Origin of the sequence: Sinorhizobium sojae CCBAU 05684, from assembly GCF_002288525.1 — a bacterium.
Lineage (GTDB): Bacteria > Pseudomonadota > Alphaproteobacteria > Rhizobiales > Rhizobiaceae > Sinorhizobium > Sinorhizobium sojae.
The window spans coordinates 2,083,192-2,099,295 of the sequence record NZ_CP023067.1 but is presented as its reverse complement, the minus strand read 5'-3'; the positions used below and the strand labels follow the sequence as shown (position 1 = coordinate 2,099,295).

At 51.0% G+C, this 16,104-nt stretch carries 18 protein-coding genes; 6 read left to right on the top strand and 12 right to left on the bottom strand.

Annotated features, from left to right (window positions below):
• Positions 1–89 precede the first annotated feature (89 nt).
• The 11 genes from SJ05684_RS10355 to SJ05684_RS10305 form a co-directional block, all read right to left on the bottom strand.
• A complete protein-coding gene (locus SJ05684_RS10355) occupies positions 90–1,604 on the bottom strand; it encodes a hypothetical protein (protein ID WP_034851171.1) in 1,515 nt (504 codons plus the stop codon).
• Entirely contained in the window at positions 1,595–2,173 is a 579-nt protein-coding gene (locus SJ05684_RS10350; protein ID WP_244426582.1) for a phage adaptor protein, read from the bottom strand. The genes SJ05684_RS10355 and SJ05684_RS10350 overlap by 10 nt, the downstream gene beginning before the upstream one ends.
• 2 nt (positions 2,174–2,175) lie before the next feature.
• Positions 2,176–2,523 (bottom strand): hypothetical protein, encoded by a 348-nt coding sequence (locus SJ05684_RS10345; RefSeq protein WP_034851035.1) that lies wholly within the window; start codon positions 2,521–2,523, stop codon positions 2,176–2,178.
• Positions 2,524–2,671: 148 nt separating this feature from the next.
• On the bottom strand, positions 2,672–3,598 hold the full coding sequence (locus SJ05684_RS10340; RefSeq protein ID WP_034851033.1) for an SU10 major capsid protein: 927 nt from the start codon (positions 3,596–3,598) through the stop codon (positions 2,672–2,674).
• 47 nt (positions 3,599–3,645) lie between these two features.
• Positions 3,646–4,569 (bottom strand): hypothetical protein, encoded by a 924-nt coding sequence (locus SJ05684_RS10335; protein ID WP_034851032.1) that lies wholly within the window; start codon positions 4,567–4,569, stop codon positions 3,646–3,648.
• A 73-nt stretch (positions 4,570–4,642) separates the two neighbouring features.
• Entirely contained in the window at positions 4,643–4,897 is a 255-nt protein-coding gene (locus tag SJ05684_RS10330) for a hypothetical protein (RefSeq protein ID WP_034851030.1), read from the bottom strand.
• Positions 4,894–6,933, bottom strand: a complete 2,040-nt coding sequence (locus SJ05684_RS10325) for a portal protein (RefSeq protein ID WP_034851029.1) — start codon at positions 6,931–6,933, stop codon at positions 4,894–4,896. The genes SJ05684_RS10330 and SJ05684_RS10325 overlap by 4 nt, the downstream gene beginning before the upstream one ends.
• Positions 6,934–6,984: 51 nt before the next feature.
• Complete coding sequence (locus tag SJ05684_RS10320; RefSeq protein WP_034851027.1) at positions 6,985–8,415, bottom strand: hypothetical protein; 1,431 nt, start codon at positions 8,413–8,415, stop codon at positions 6,985–6,987.
• Positions 8,416–8,444: 29 nt separating this feature from the next.
• Positions 8,445–8,813: a hypothetical protein gene (locus tag SJ05684_RS10315; protein ID WP_034851025.1), complete on the bottom strand. Its 369-nt coding sequence runs from the start codon at positions 8,811–8,813 to the stop codon at positions 8,445–8,447.
• Complete coding sequence (locus SJ05684_RS10310) at positions 8,806–9,270, bottom strand: hypothetical protein (RefSeq protein WP_050979904.1); 465 nt, start codon at positions 9,268–9,270, stop codon at positions 8,806–8,808. Before SJ05684_RS10310 ends, SJ05684_RS10315 begins: the two co-directional genes overlap by 8 nt.
• A complete protein-coding gene (locus tag SJ05684_RS10305; RefSeq protein WP_034851024.1) occupies positions 9,263–9,496 on the bottom strand; it encodes a hypothetical protein in 234 nt (77 codons plus the stop codon). Before SJ05684_RS10305 ends, SJ05684_RS10310 begins: the two co-directional genes overlap by 8 nt.
• Here SJ05684_RS10305 and SJ05684_RS10300 point away from each other — a divergent pair.
• Together SJ05684_RS10300 and SJ05684_RS10295 are read left to right on the top strand one after the other, a co-directional pair.
• A complete protein-coding gene (locus SJ05684_RS10300) occupies positions 9,495–9,899 on the top strand; it encodes a hypothetical protein (RefSeq protein WP_050979903.1) in 405 nt (134 codons plus the stop codon). The genes SJ05684_RS10305 and SJ05684_RS10300 overlap by 2 nt on opposite strands.
• 202 nt (positions 9,900–10,101) lie before the next feature.
• Positions 10,102–10,311: a hypothetical protein gene (locus SJ05684_RS10295; protein WP_034851023.1), complete on the top strand. Its 210-nt coding sequence runs from the start codon at positions 10,102–10,104 to the stop codon at positions 10,309–10,311.
• A 199-nt stretch (positions 10,312–10,510) separates the two neighbouring features.
• Here SJ05684_RS10295 and SJ05684_RS10290 read toward each other — a convergent pair whose 3' ends face one another.
• Positions 10,511–11,164 (bottom strand): recombinase family protein, encoded by a 654-nt coding sequence (locus SJ05684_RS10290; RefSeq protein ID WP_034851021.1) that lies wholly within the window; start codon positions 11,162–11,164, stop codon positions 10,511–10,513.
• A gap of 441 nt (positions 11,165–11,605) precedes the next feature.
• On the opposite strand from SJ05684_RS10290, the gene SJ05684_RS29610 reads away from it, so the two are divergent.
• The 4 genes from SJ05684_RS29610 (at position 11,606) to SJ05684_RS10275 (ending at position 16,098) form a co-directional block, all read left to right on the top strand.
• Positions 11,606–11,785 (top strand): hypothetical protein, encoded by a 180-nt coding sequence (locus SJ05684_RS29610; protein ID WP_157211941.1) that lies wholly within the window; start codon positions 11,606–11,608, stop codon positions 11,783–11,785.
• Positions 11,786–12,641: 856 nt separating this feature from the next.
• Complete coding sequence (locus SJ05684_RS10285) at positions 12,642–14,990, top strand: hypothetical protein (protein WP_034851019.1); 2,349 nt, start codon at positions 12,642–12,644, stop codon at positions 14,988–14,990.
• 35 nt (positions 14,991–15,025) lie between these two features.
• The gene (locus SJ05684_RS10280) at positions 15,026–15,526 is read left to right on the top strand and encodes a hypothetical protein (protein WP_034851018.1); all 501 of its coding nucleotides are present in this window, start codon (positions 15,026–15,028) and stop codon (positions 15,524–15,526) included.
• A gap of 215 nt (positions 15,527–15,741) precedes the next feature.
• The gene (locus SJ05684_RS10275) at positions 15,742–16,098 is read left to right on the top strand and encodes a hypothetical protein (protein WP_034851016.1); all 357 of its coding nucleotides are present in this window, start codon (positions 15,742–15,744) and stop codon (positions 16,096–16,098) included.
• Positions 16,099–16,104: the final 6 nt, after the last annotated feature.

Here is a 16,104-nt window from a genome sequence, read left to right as displayed (position 1 = left end):
GCAAAATTCAGTTTGTCAGCTATTTGACGGGAATCCGTATGATTATAAACGCTTTCCATTACGCTATTTAGTAGAAAGGTGCGTTTGCCTTAGCGTTTTCCGGCTGGTTGTGCGTCAATCTGGAGCGAATATGCCTTCTTCCAATCGCCGGAAATGTTGATTCGAAAACGCTGATATCGCGACCGATTCCGGACATATGCGAAGCCGGTTTCGGCATGACATTCGTTCAGCAATGACCAAGACATATCTTCGTTCTGAAGCTTCCGAGTGCCGACTTGAATTCGTGCCGTTCCGTCACCTTCGAAGAGCGGACGAACGGCATTCACAATTGCTATGTCAGCGCCCGTTTCGTTCGGGATATTTCGAGCAAGCTGGAACTCTGGCGTCTCGACAGAGAGTTCCATAGTAGGACCACCGAATGAATAGACCGCTCCGGTAGCATTCATTCCCCACAACATGTTTTTACCACCACTCCAAATTGGGTCGTCAAACGATGCAGGAACGGAGTCGATTGCAATAAACGCGTCCAACTGATCGATGGTCCAAGGGAGAGACACCGAATTGAAAAGGAAAGCCGTTGTCGCGTCGGCTGTTGTCCATTCACCAGTGACGTAGTTGAAAATAAGCTGCTTGTCTGGCGTACCAGTAACAGCATCTTTGGAAACGAATTGCCAATAGATCAGGGTCTTTCTCGGATCGGCAGCAACCGTCATCAAATGAGCTTGGGAAAGGTCGGCGGTGTCAAGAAACCAATCGTTGATTTTGCCTATACCAATCGGTGTTAGATTGCCTTGTTCAAGCTTGTAGAAGCCATCGTCAGACAGGAAATAGTGCTTGCCTTCAACCGTGGTAATGCTTTCAGAAACCGCGCAGCCCTTGCCTACTACTCGGTCTGTAAATTGAAAAATAAAACTGCCGCCGACAAAGGACATTTGAACGATGCCGCGCTGAAGGATCACATAGCAGGAATCATCAGTCACAATCCCCTGAATTGCGCCGAATCCATGGAGGTCCTGAAAATCAGCCATCGTAGCGGCTGAGAACGTCCAATCAGACGGCGCTTCAATACCACTCCACCGAACGCGATAGGGTACACCGCCGTCGAGGGCATCCCACGTATTTCCGAGAATGACAAAGCCCTTATGTGTGGCAATATGTCTGCCTTTCACCAATGTCGTAAGGTTGGCAAACTGCGTGTCAACGTTCATGTCGATGTACTGAACTTCGTCATTGAAGTTGGTGCCGATCTGAAGCGATCCGTATTCAACGAATTTCCACTTCTCTGATGCAGTCGTGCTGTATCCACCAACGCGGCTGATGTCGGTCCATTGCCGGTCTGCCGGATTGAGCTTGTAAATCTTCGTTGCGCACGCGCCGTAAACCTTCGCGTTTCCGGTCGCGTCCTGCCCGATAGCCGAACCAAGGGGACGGCTGTCCATCGACGTGTTGGAATACAGGCTTGCCGATTTCAGCGGAAACAGCGTGACACCGCCCTGTATCGAACCAAGACCGGCAGTGCAGTTATGGGCTTTCACCAAACCGGGGTTGTTCAGTCGCGGAAGATCAGGCGTGAAGCTGGTGAAGGGAACGTCGATTACTGCCAAGTCCTGGACTCCCAAATAATGGGGCCTGTCTGGCGTCCGCGACGGTCATCTTCAGCAAGAATGGAGAGTTCTTCCTTCAGCGCTGCATCTTCGATGGCAACGCCTTCCGGGTCTTTCAGCCAACGGAAGCTTTCCTTGAGGATTGCCCGGAGATAGATGTTAGGGAAGCGGTCGAACAGCCAATTGGACTGGACATCAGACAAAGCCGGGAACGAATGCCAATAGGCAAGCGTCACTTCGGCATCGACTTCACCGCTCGTACTCGGAACGAAAGACAGGCTATCACCAATGCGGTAATAGCCAACTTGCCCGTCCTGAACATCGGCATTGCTTGGGGAAATCGGCTTATAGATGTTGCCGGATGCGCCGGTAATCGCGCGCATTTCAAGGAAATCAGACGGCAAATCGGCGATGTCATCCGTTACGGTAAGTGTTGCCGTTTTCTCTGCGAGATAATGCTTGGCAATCGGGCGAAGAGTCGCTTCCGCAAGCCGGATCATCGTTGTTACGGGGATATCGTCACGGATGGTATAGGATTCGACCGTTTCAAGAAGCTCGTCATATGTCATTGTCAGAGCCTCCAATCATTCGTGCGGAATTTCGAATAATCGGTATCGTTCAGACGACGACGGATAGCTTCCCGGTCTTCGGTAATGCCCTGCCGCGCCCATTCGTGATAGAGACCGATCGGAACACTTGCGACCTTGACCATTTCGCCGTGTGAACCGCTCTTATTGAACGCGTTTGCCTCACGCTGGTTTTGATCGAATAGCGCCTGAAGAATGTCGCTGTTGTATTCCGTGGTGAAATACATCTTGTCGCCGTCACGAGTGATCCAAACGCGATATTCCGGCGTCTCTTCCCAAAGAATGGTGCCGTGCGTGATCAAATCGCCCGCTGTTAGATTGAGGTTGTCCATTTATTCCCCATTATGTTTTTGATGTATTTAGGGGAATGGCGGGCGCCGAAAGCCATGAGATAGGCACGAAAAAAGAGCCCCCGAAGAGGCTCTTTCCATTGACCTTGTGCCTTTTATTATTGATTCTTATCAGCCAAGGTCGTTAGCCTTAGCCGTTAAGATCAGCGATCTTTGCGTTACCGGCTTCGTTCAAGCACTCAAGGGTGAGTTCGGCAACAAGCTGGTACTTGGTCGAGTCACCGGTCTTGGCGAGTTCGTTCTTCTTGATGCTACGAAGGACAGCCTGATTCCAAAGGTCGGGATCGAAGGCGATTACGGTCGTGCTCGACATGAAGCGGTGCGGCAGGATGTCATAAACACCGAAGTCACCGTCATAGATGTCAACACCGGCAGAAACCGTCTTCTTGTCAGCCATCTGCTGCTTGGTCGCGCCACCAGTGAAGGTGCCGATCTTCGCCTTAAGCGACGGGGGAGCAATGACCTTCGTCACGTTGCCGCCTTCGTCATAGGCACCCTGAAGGGCTTCCTGAAACAGGGCTTCGGTGAAGGTACGACCAGTACCCGCAGTTACGGAACCGACAAGACCACCGGAGTAGCCAGCAGTCGCGCCGTTAGCGCCGTGCAGGGCGTTGGTCGCAATCCAAGCTTCAGCACCACCGAGCTTGCGCGTACCGGCAGATACGGACGGGTTAGCAGAGACAAGAGCGGCTTCGATGTCGCGCTTGATTTCCTTGCCAGCCTTCATAAGTTGGCGAGCGAGTTCCGACTTCGCACCAGCGGTGTTCGTGGCTTCGAACGTGTCGGAGACCTGAACGGACTTGGTGAAAATCTGTGCCTGATTAGAGAGACGAACCGGAACAGACAGCGTAGCGTCAGCAGCATCAGCGCCTTCAGCAGCAGCGTTGTCCTTGTCAGCAGCAGCAAGCGAGTCCTGAAGCCACTCGTGAGTCTTCTGTGTAGCCTTGGTTTTGCCAATAGCAGTGATGAACGGAGTTTCTTCCGGGGAAATCATCGAAATGATATCGCCAAGGTCTTCGCGGACGTTAGTGGCGTTAGTCGTGGTAAGCGTAGGCATGGGTTTTAAACCTCTTATTTTTCGTTAGAACGTGCTCGTTTTGAGCGTTAAAGCAAACGGGAAATGAGTGCGATTGCATCGTTTCCGTTACGGGTTTTGTTGAATTTGTTGAAGTCACGGGTATAAGCATCGCTTGCCTTCGAAGAATTCTGCTTCTGCGAAATGACAGGCTTTTGCTCCATCTTGGCGACGACTTCGGGAATTGCTTTTTGAGCCTTTAGCAATTTGGTGAAGTCGTAAATAATGCTGATGACGCGATCATCATACAAGCCTTCGACGTCTTGCTGAGTGAGCCGGTAACTCTGTAGGAGTTCGGACATTTCACCAAGAACTTGCGTTGCGGTGGAGCGGTCCCGAAGTTCGGGGTACTTCTCCAACAGACGCTTTTGACACTCTTGAACTTCATGCTGATGCTGTTCCTTCTCGTAAGCTTCTGCTTGCGTGCGAAGAGCCACTTCAGCTTCCCAAACCTGCTTGGCGTAAGCTTCCCGCCTTTGCCATTCACGTTGGGCAAGCATGTACGAATGTGGGTCTTCTTTAAGAAGTTCATCCCAATTCGGTTCGGGCGGCATCATGCTAAATTCGATAGCCATTTGCTGTTTCAGCGCTTCAATTCCTTGAAGGGCCTCCATTCGCAACTGGTTTTTATCGAACTGCGCTTCTTGATAAACTTTACGCTGTTCAGCGAGTTCTTGCGTTTTCCGAGTGTAATCGGCTTGCCTCATCATCCGATTGCGGACTTCCGAAAGCGGGAGTTGTTCCCCGTCAATTTCGAAAACCGGTTCGTCGGTATCTGATGGTGTCTCGGAAGCGTTTTCTTCCGCATCCGGTTCTTCAACATGTTCGTCTGCTTGTTCCGAATTTTCAGAGGCTTCCGGCATGTCCAGTGTGGCTTCAAATTGAGCCAAAATGTCTTCATTGCTAAGTGTAGCAGTCTCCATTTCGGAGTTGTTGCTAAGTTCGTCTTCCATCTATTTATAAATTTCCTAAGCTTAAAATTGGTTGTTGAGCAAAAAAAGATGACGGATAAGGAGATTTCAGCGATTATTCGTCAGAAATTTCTTCCTTACGGGCCTCAAAGATTGCCAGTTCGATATATTTAGCAATTCGATCATTTACGAGTTTGAAGCCGTGCGACAGCGCATGAACATTGGAAAGCTTTTCGGCTTCACCAATGTTCACTGCCTTGAATGTCGCGAAGATGTCGTCTTCTATGCTGCGCATAATCAGCTTGAAATCTTCGTTTTCCTGAAGCCGTTTCGCGGCTTTCGCTTTTTCGATTGTAGTTACGTTTTTCATATGATGTTCCCCATTGGATCACGCGGGGCGCGCTGTTCAAGTTTCAGTTGTTCGATGGCGACTTGTGCCGCGTACTTGGCTTCAATTTCCGCCTTCTTCAATTCACGGTCTTGCGCCATCTGATCGCGCTTAAGGTCCATTTCAGCGGCAAACTTGGTCAATTCGGCTTGGCGGTTCAGTTCGTCTGATTGCGACTTCAGTTGCGCCTTGACCTTCTCGATTTCGATCAAACCGGCGTTCGGATCGACAGGCGGCGGGGGGGGGGGCGCGGGCGGCAGGGTAGTTGGATCGGCGGCAAAGCTGCCGACGTTCTTGAATCCATCCGTTTCGACAAGCTTGGCAACCGTCGCGTAAACGTGCTGATCCTGAATGAACGGCATGCCCGCTGCCTTCAGTTGCATTTGCATGTTGAAGAGGTTCGTAAGCGATTGCCGCGACTGATCACGAGACATCACACCGAAGGCGACCGACGTTGCCACGTCATAATCAGTGCTGAATTCGTCCAGCGGAATGGCTTGGTTCGTCAATCGGGAAACCAGTTCGGCGGCTTCGTCCGGCTTCTGAATGAGTAGATCGACAACGATCTTGACGAGATACTTGTAACCAGTGTCAGCGAAAAACCGGCTGATCATCTCAATAAGAAGCTGAGACGCGTTGGAACGAAGGTTTGCGGCAGTAGCGGACGTGCGTTGGAAATCTTCCGCGTTCACTCCGATCATGGTCGGACCAGTGCCCGTGCTGAATTCCAGCGATTGCGACAGTTGGTCAATCACCGGCATTGCATCGGCACCAGCGAAGGGCGGGACGTTAAAGGAAATGCCGCCTGTCGGATCGGTCGAACGGACAAGCGCGCCCGCATGCGAGTTCAACAGGTCGTCACCATTAGTGGTGTCCGGGTTGAAAACCTTGATCGGATTGACGTGCTGAGACAGGCTGTCGAGTACGTGACGATACATCCGCGTAATCAAAATGTGATCGTCGGCAAGCCGATCCGCAACGCCAAGCGAAAACAGTGTGTCGGCGATGGGGAAGGGTGTGAAAGCCGAATACGGATAAAAACGGCTCACTTCGGTATAATCGAGCAAGACAGGGCTGTTTTCGATGTCACCGCCAATAGTCAGGCGGTAGTGCCGAGCCTTCTTGTCCTTGCCAATCTTGGCTTTCGTGTAGATTGTAAAGACTTCGACATCGTCCGGACCAACACCGCGTTCACCGGCAAGGTCTTTGGACCGCTCAAGAGCAATTCCATCCGTTTTGTCAGATGCAGCCGGAAGAGCGTTGACCTTATCCACGTCAAAACCCATTTCCAAAAGATCGCCCTTGGAAATCAGCTTGCGGTGCCCCTGAATCTTAGCGGCGATGCCGCCCGTTTCGTTATCGAACTTGGCGTCTTTCGAGACGATGAAATCTTCAGGAGCAACCGACAGGATGTTGAAGCAAGGAATGCGCTTCACGGTCCTGATTTTCAAGTCGCGGGTTTCGACAATGCCCATGGGTCCGGGCTGGACCTGAGCTTTGCCGACTTCTTCGATGATGATTTGACCGGCTTCTTCCTGTTGATTCAGGGCAACAAGCATTTCGTTCGGAACGTTCTTCAGAAGGCGGGGAAGGGACTCTTCCGTGTAGGTCTCGAATTCGGCAGTGATGACACCAAGACCGGTCAAAAGACCGTTTTGAATCCAAGGCTGAAGATAAGCACCATGGCTGTTCTTCGTCTTCAGAATCCAATTAACCGTTCGCGTCTGCTGTTGTGCAATCGCTTCGTCTTCCGGACCGATGCCACAAAATTCAACGACGTTTTCAGGAGCATCGAAAATGCGGATAAGCTGTCCAGAAAGCCAGTCAACATGCTGCTGGACCTTCGGACTAACCCACTTCGATTTGCCCCTTAGCTTTTCATCACCGGGAAGCGCTTCACGTTTGTAGTGTTTAAGCGCTTGCTCTTGCTTGTTGGCAATGTGGCTATTCGACCAAGTGACAGCCGATTTGATTTGTGGCGTGATGGTCCTTAGAATGGCTTCTTCTTCGTTAGTCATAAACTGTCTCTGCTGAGAGGAATTTACGACTATTTAGGGAAATCAACACGTTCACTCGTAAGACTGAAGCCAGTCATATTCGATTGGCTTTGACCATCCGTACTTGCTGGCATAACGCGTTTTCGAAACCGAGAACGTCAAAGCAAGAGCGTCGAAATGGTCGGGAGAACGTCCAATCCGCTTCTTGGTTGCCTTCTTTTCCTCAATCTTGATTTTACCGCTGGTGTCGTCGTACTGGACCGACGCAAGTTCTTCGATCAGCTTCGCTTCATTCGGAATCGACACGTTTTCCGATGCGAACCAGTCGCGCGTTTCCCAATAAATCTGATCCTTGAAGGAGACGTATTTTTCGGGGTTCCGTGTTGGTTTGCCTTTGTAAACCGCGTTATAGGTAGGAAGACCCCAATCTCTGAGATTGGACCAAACGCCATTACCCAAGCCCGTACCGTCAACCGCAATGATAGCCGGTCGAAGGTGCTTCGGTGTCTGCTGATAAAGGTCTCTAACCTTCTCTGAAAGTTGCGTTGGGTTAAGTCCCTGCCACTGCTTGAAGTCAAGCACCTTGTTATCGTGCCTCATTGCGAGCACGGACGAGTCCTTACCAGCGGATGCCGGATCGAGACCCCAAATGATCGGCACGTTGTCGGCGGGAATAGCATCTTCGTTGAGAACAGCCGCATCGATCAATTCGCGTGGAATAAGCCCGTCCACGTCGGTCAATGGGAAATCGCCTTCGATCATCACGCGATAGTCACGCGACGTCGGACCGCCAAAGGATTTGGCTGTCTCTTCAAAGGTCTCCGGATCGTAATTCGGACTATCCCAAAAGGTGCCGTGGACATGCGTCCAGATGGACGAAAGTTCGGGGTCGCACCAAGTACGCCAGAAGTAGCCGGACGCACGCGAAGGGTTGGAAATTATGCAGAGCTTTGGATTGGGGTCGGCGAAGATACCGCCAAGACCTTCGATGAACACTTCATCGTCAACACCGGTCGACTCGTCCACAAACACGAAGTTGTTGCGCATGTGGATACCGCGAATGGACGAAACGTTGTCCTTGCTGGCAAGACGGTATTCGCCGAAGCACGAAGCGGGATTTCGTTTGTGAGCAATGCGGGTCGCGGCAATGTCAAAGGCTTTGTTGAAGGGCGAAGCCATTCGGTCATGGAACTTCAGAATTTCCTTCCATGAAGTCGCTTTCAGGTTCGGTTCCGAAGGACCAAGGATGGAGACCTGGACTTCCTCATGGCAGATGAGTGCCCACCAAAAGCAAACCGCCAGAACGAACGTTTTGCCAAAACCAGTACCGCCCTTGAAGGTAATGCGGCGCTTGGTCCGGAATGCTTCGCAAAACTCTTTCTGCTTCGGGCTGAGAGTGGAGTTAAAAACCTGCTTCACGAAAACTTCCATGTCTTCGCGATAGAGGGCGATTAGCGTGGCGAGTTCTTCGGATTCTTTACGTTTGTTTTCTGTAGTGGACATGCCGGTATTTAGAAAACCGGCTTTCTCCGCTACTTGTCGTCGCTATCCTTGTTGAACACTCGCAACAGAAGCGAACCCAAGTCGTCCTTCAGCTTCCCCGGATTGTTCGCGTAGTCCTTGCCGATCTTGATGAACGCAATTGCGAATGACATACCCATCAAACCCAACATGAAACCGACAGCACCGCTGATTGCTGGCGCGGTCGCTCCGAATATCAGGAGAGCAAAGGGTGTCAGGAAGGCAGCAAACAATGTGCCGACTGCGCCTACAAAGATACGCTCTACAAGTGTGCCTTCCTTATAGATCAGAGCGCGAACAATGCCCCCGGCAAGCCCGGCAATCAGGTGAGCAGGCTGAATGCCCATTGCGGCGAGCCATGCGCCAATAGTGCTAAACATCCGAGTCATCCTCAATAACCTTTGGCTTCGGAGTGACATCGATCAGCTTGGTTGTTGCCATGCGCTGCGCTTCAAGCAGCATCGCGCCGATATCGTGCGTGTGGTTGACTTCGACCTTCTGTTCAGTCGGTGCCTTCGCCATAGACATTTCACCGAGCCAGACAGCAGCCGCGCGACGTTCTTTGATCGGCTGTGTGTCATCGTGCATCAAATCCCACATGAATTGCGCAACGTCCTGAGACTTGCCGGCAATCCATTCCTTGGTTTCCTTCGGAGTAGCCACGCGACCACCGGTCTTTTCGCGTCCCTTCTGGAAACCTACCTTCTTCAGGTGCTCTTTCCATTCATCCGATTGCCAGCGCTCTTGCTCTTTCGGGTTTACCGCGCGCTTGCGCCGTCCGCCCTTCTTTTTCGGCGGTGCTGGTAATGGACCAATGTCAGTTTCAATCTCACTCATAGACAGCGCGACCCCCGATAACCGTCAAAAAGGCTTCCGCGTCTTCGTCCTCGACAAAATCGATAGTGAAGTGATCCGGCTGGATATCCATCCTGAATTGCTCACTGATAAGCGCGCGAACTGGACGAATGAACTTGCGGATTACCCACGCGTCAAAGTCGTTCGCATCGCGGGCGCTTTGCATCTCCGATTTGTAACCATTGGGGAATTCGAATTTGATTTTCATGCTTGCATTTCTCTGCGAATTGGTGTTCTGCATATTTAGGTTCAAATCGAATTTGAAAGGGCATGGAATGGCAAGCGGATTGGAATTGCTTAACCTCTATAACGAGCCGCCAAAGAACACGGCTGTAGAGTCATTTATCGCCGATGCGACCAAGGTTAAGACTGCGATCAGGGACGGAAAGGTATCCGGGAAAGGGCGATCACCCGTTAAGCTCGTGGGCGACACATACGAGGTTAAGCTACTCGGTCAGATGCTGTATGTCCCCAAGGTCAAAGTGAATGGTCTGCTGGACGACCTGATTAAGGCGGCAAAAGACGAAGACGACAAAAAATTCCGGGCGAAGATCGAAGAGCATTACAAACCGGATGGCGTACCGTCTCCCGAAGGTCAGGCAGCGAGCTAACGGCTAGAGCCAAGTATTCGGACAAAGGGGCTGTTCTTCGGAGCAGCCTTTTTCGTTTGGGGTCCGAATTTTCTATTTTCTATAAAAAATTTGCGGGCGACCATATAAGAAATTTAAGCGCGCAGCGGGGGTAGGGCGGGTGTGCTGCTGCTGGTTTCTGATCACCCCTTTTCTTCGCCCGGATCAGCGCCAGATTATGTATATGAGCAAGTTCGAAAAAGGTGACCATCTGCGGTTAACAGCCAAGATCGTCAAGGTTTGGGAAAGCGGACTTTTGACGCTGCATCTTCGCGGCTACGAACACCCGGTCTCGATACACGAAAAGTATCTGGACGATGTCGAGATAGTTCGACGCCCGAAGGAACCGAAGGCACGGAACAGACGTAAGCCGCTGTATGATAAACCGACGTGATCGGCAGGGCAGGGCGATATTCTATCTTAAAATGCCCTCGTGAAACGTCTGTGAAACAAGGGCTTCCGAGACCCGATTTTGCGTTAAATGTCCCGGTTGGTATCTCGATAGGTCGCGCTGAATATAAAATCGCGATTAGATTGATATTTTGCGCAGAAACCCTTGATTTGCAGGGTGTTGCGCGGTTTCCGGCTTTCGTTCAGGCGCGTTCGATCACCCGCTTGACGCTGGTAGCCGTCCACTGTCCGCCACGCGGCGATTGCTTGCCCGCATCGTTCAGTGCGTCGGCAATAGCCTGTAGTGTTTCGCCCGCATCCCGTAGCTTCTGGACCAGCGGCAGCACCGATGCAGCGAACCTATCCGCCTTAGCCTTGGCTGCTTTGTTTCGTTCGTTGGTCTTATCGCGCAAGCCACCGAGCTTCACGCCACGAGCTTTTGCCGACTGCAATGCTGCCTTGGTCCGGGCGCTGATGAAGTCGCGTTCTTGCTCTGCCAAGGCGGCATAGATGTGTAGTTGAAACTTGTCGGCATGCGGCATCGATGCAACGCGAAGGTTCACGCGCTTATCGTCCATAATGGCAGCGATGAACGACACCTTTCTTGAAAGTCGGTCCAGCTTCGCCACCAGCAGTTCAGCGCCGGTCTTACGGGCAAGGGCAAGCGCCTTGGTCAATTCCGGGCGGTTATCGTCGGCACCTGAAAGAACGTCCTGAAAGGTCGCTATGACCTCGTATGGCACTACCGAATATTGCTCTAGGTAGATGTCGATATCCCGCTGTTGGGCTTCCAAGCCAAGACCGGACTTACCTTGGTCGTCCGTGCTCACCCTTGTGTAAACGATGTATTGCTTCATCAAAATTGTGCTCCTGTTAAAACACTATTTATCATCCACAACATTTGAATGTCAAATAATGACGTCCGTTGTGCGTGATAAATGAGAACGAACAAGGCGGTCCGCTTCAGGTAGTCGGTCTTTCCGGATCGGCTGCTTTTTTGTGGGCGCTGGAATTGGAGCCAAACAGTGGACCATACGGCAAAAACGAGGAATTCGGTAGCGCTCGGTGATCCGGTAATAGTGATTGGACGCACCAGTTTTCTTGCTGGAAGGTGCGTCTATAACCAAGCCCAAAGGCCCTGCATTTTCATTTCCCGGTCTCTCTGTGGATCACTGTGTACAGCGGGTAAAGGCGACGGGCGGACGGGCGGGACACCGCCAATGATGCACAGCTACACTAGACGTGGGAGCCGATTAGCTACTTGCTTTATGCACGTTCAACAACAGCAGGAGTGCAGATTGTCCAAGCGCAATTCCCCGGAGAATGAACAACTGAAATTGAATTCCCTTGGCGCGTTCGGCGGGTCGGCAGTTGGTCGCTATGCGATAACCTGTCTCGTCGTCATTACCGTGCTGTGGCGGGTCTCTTCCGTGCTGATGTGGGCTTTACTGATTTGGAGCGGTATTGTTCAATATTGAACGGGTTTTGGGCGGATTCCGGGGCGGCTCACGCGGCGCGGGCGGAATACGTGGTCAACGGTAGAAGTATTTGTATATACAAGTTCAGAATTTGTTCATATGTAATACTGTTACATATCAAATCGAGAACGTTGCCGATGGCTATGGATTGGCTGTCTTGCCTTCGGCAAGTGCCCTTCGGGCATGTAACAGGTGTCTTGGATGACGTGTTGGGCAAGGGCTTCGCGCGAGTCTGTTATTGATAGTCTAAGAGAAGGATTACTTGACTCTTTATTGAGTCGATTTTTATATGCAACGTTTTTCTAAAGACAGACCATCTATAGAGAATCGCTGCGCTTGAAATTCGACTCAAATATACCTCTCTTAGACCGATAGTAACAGACTCCCGCCTCGTTATCCCGAATTAGCTGAACTGAACAGACCTGTTAAACTGAGCGACGAAGGAGCGAAGACGAAGCCAGTCGAAATTTAAAATCAAACGAAGTTATTTCTTCTACAGAATTTCAATTTGTGCTTGAATGTACTATAGGAACGTTATATAATTCAAAACACGGTTCAGGAGACATATTGTGTCGGGCAATCCCACCTGAGCCGAAAATAAATCAAGACATCGTCAGTTTTTTAATAACGCACGTTTCCGTGTGTCTCCGAAGGTGTCGAGATTACTATATACTACAGTTGATGCAAAGTCCGGGCAAATGACTCTGTTATCAACGGGTCATTGTTGAACGGCTTTGCATCGAGTTTCCTGATAAAATAGTACGTGAAAGAATTATTGAAAGGTCTCTGTGTTCCTGCCCGGACAGCACAGAGACCTTTTCATTTTGTACTTTAATTTTTAACGGAAACTCGATTAATGAAGCAGAAAATTTTTCTTATGGATGCCGGTGTAGCGAGAGGCAAGACACATCAGATTGTTGAGCACCTTGCCACGACAGACACCAAAGCGATTATCGGCACCCAACAGCACAAACTCTCCCTCGAAATCAAAGAACGGCTTATCGCCAATGGCGCGAGCGAAGACGAAATCTTGGTCATCTCGACCAAGACAGACAAGAAATGCCGGTCAAAGTTCCGCACGGCTGTCGCTTCCGGGAAGTACCGTATCATCTTCGCCGATCATTCGGTTGTGCTTGGTAGATATCCCGGCACCGAACAATACGACCTCTTTATTGACGAGGTTCCGACCATCGAAAAGACCGTTCGGTTTAAGAAGATGCCCAAGCGGATACAGGAAGTGATGAACATCCTGTTTGATCACCAGATCACGGCGGAAAGCAGCTACTACGAGCTTCGTTTGACACCACAAGTCGCCTTGGAAATCGAAGCGATCTTGAAGGAGTACCGCAACGAAGACGAAGACTCGGTCATTTCCTACAACAAGAAGTTTATCAATCTTTGCTACGCAATCACCAACAGTCAGGATGTTCGTGTTGAAGTCCGAGCATCGGAAATCCTTAAATGGAAGGCTGGTGAGACCCCGTACGTCACCTTCTATCAGTCGTTTAAGCCGTCGATCATTTCGGTTTACCGATCTGCCACCATCGCGGCTGCTAACATCCACAATGCTGATTTCTTTCATCAGTGGCAGGACGTGGCTGATTTTGAGGACCATCCGCTTTGCGAGAACCTTCGCAAGGATGTTTCCGAACTGAAGTCCCATCTGATCAAGATTTGGTTCCTGTCGGAAGAGCATGGCACTTGGTACAGGCTGAACCAACTCGGTTATCAATATTTCCTCGATTGTGTGGCTGATGCGGTTGCCGCCCATCCGGAACTCGGTAATGCGCCTTACATCTTCTGTACCCGCAAGGCGGACGAAAACGGCGATCCCTATCATTGGAAATATGAAGGCAAAGGTCTTCCCGGTATCCGCCTTCCTTCCAATGTGAAGGGTATCGACGGGTTTAAGCACATCAACATTGCTCTACACCTTGCCCCGGTAAACCCGCCCCCGGCTGTCTTCAATCACAAGCGTGACCGATATGGGCAGACAAGCGAAGACGTGAAGGAGTCGATCCCTTACGAAGGACATTATCAGTTTATGGCGCGCACCAGCATCCGCGACTATGCGAGTGATGCAGAGGTACATTTAATTGTCTTGGATCGTGCCGCCGCGAATGCGCTTCAGCGGAAGTTTAAATGCGCCAACCCTAAGCCGCTTGATATCGGCATTCCTGAGTTGTGGGGAGCCCAAGTCGAAGCCGCGACGTCCACCGAACGGTCAAAGAACAGCCGCGCGCGCGCGAAAGCCATTCGAGACGACCACGCGCTTACCGAGCAGTATGACGGTTTCAAAATCATTCATTGGGAGAAGAAGGAATCCAAGTTCCTTCGGCAAAACCCAATGGACTGGTGGAAGCTCACTTCGAAGTGCGAGGAAGACGCGAACAATCTGGTCCTGCCAGCGAACGCACCCCGCCCGCAATTCAGGGAAGGCGATCTAAGCGACCTCAATAACCACAAGCTCAAGGGAAACATCAAATCCACAAAGCTTGCGATCCTCGATATTGACGAAGCGAGGTTGCCGCCGAAGCCGCTATCTGATTTCCTTTACGATTGTGGTTGGTCCCATTTCATTTATGCGTCACGTTCCAACACGGCGGACCTGTACAGCTTTCGCGTTGTCATTGGACTTTCCGAAGCAGTCAATGCCGAAAATTACAGGCGCATTATCGAGTTGGTGGTTGCTGACATTGCCACCTATTTTGAACTGGATAAGCGCCCGAAAGACTATCCCATCGACCGAAGCAAATTGTCTATCAATTCCCGGTTCTTTAGCCCTACCGTTCCTGATAGCGGGCATGGCTTTTTCATCAAACGCCACATTATGGCTGGTGGTATGGCTTTCGAAGCCAAGTTTCTTGACGTGAAATGGTTCCTTAGCCGCAATCAGGTCTTCGACCCTGAAGCAGCCGCAACATTTGAGAATGCCCCGGCACCAAAAGCTACTGCCGAGCGACTGGACCCCGAAACGATTCTTGCCAAATGGGAAACGAAGCCCGGAGAAGGCAAGGGGAATGAGCATCTGTTTCGATGTGCCATCGAACTGAAGAAGAACGGCTGGACTGAATATGAGACCAACGCATTCCTATCCACGGCATGCGAGCGCAATCGTTTTGGCGAAGGCACCGACCGTGACGCTAAAACGACTGTAAGAAACGTATACGCATGGAAGGGGAACCGCTCCCCTTCGGCGGTTTAATCAGCAACCCAACTTTCATTTGAGCACGAAAGGACATGAACAACGTTATACCACTCGATCACTACCGCACCCCAACCGAAGAGCCGATTGACCTTCTCGATAGCAAGCTGGATTTGTCGGCGGAATTCCTTGCCCTGATGTTCGCAATTTTGGACGAATTCCCGGAAGATTGGGACCGCCGCGATATACTCCTGCACATCAGGAGCGCACGCGAGATCAGAGAAAAATTTGACGACAAAGAAAGGCGCACACGCGACCAGAACAACACGAGGAATTGCGACTTGCCTATGTTTGATAACCGATCCGAATTAGAATCCGCACTGATTGACGCACACATTGACTATGAACAGTGCGCCCGCGCTCTTGAGCGTGCTCGCGCCACGATGTTGGGTGATGCCGGGACACCCGAACAAAAGGCATCCCGCAAGGCATTTGAAGCAGCGCTACGGGCTGTCAATGATGCTGAACTGGCAAGAAACCGTGCCGAAACCGCTATTAGCGAGAACGCACGGGAATTGGCGCTACGGTACGTCTAAATTCGGCGGCACTTCACTGATGCCGCCCATCAATTCCAATTCCACTAAATACAAACATAAGGAATACGAAAGCCGGTCGGATGGCTGAATTCCTTAGCCATTGATCGGAGTCGTATTCCTTTACGTTAAATGTCTCTTTGATCAGGGGTTCAGATGCCATTCCGACCGGCGCATCTGAACCCTTTTTCATTTTCAAACAACAGGAGATATTTCGCATGACCAATATTATAGAAATGGACCGAATCCGCTTCCATAGAGCCGCAAACAACATCGATAGAAAGCGACCCGATAGCGATGACCTTTATGAGGCTCTAAAGATGGGAAGTGAAGCGCTAATGCGGCGCTCTGACAATGCAGAACTGAAATCTATTCTGGCGGAATATGTGCGAATGGGTGCGCTTGTGCGTGCGCAAAAGCAAGAGATAGACAGCATGGAAGAGCACGATCCGGAGTGGTCCGCCAAGTCCGATGAGTTCGAAACGACGTGCCAGCTTCGGCATGAAAAGTTCTTAGTACTGTTGCCCCTGCTTGATGAGCTTGTTGAAGCAAAGCGCGCAGCCAATCCCGCTTAATCCCCG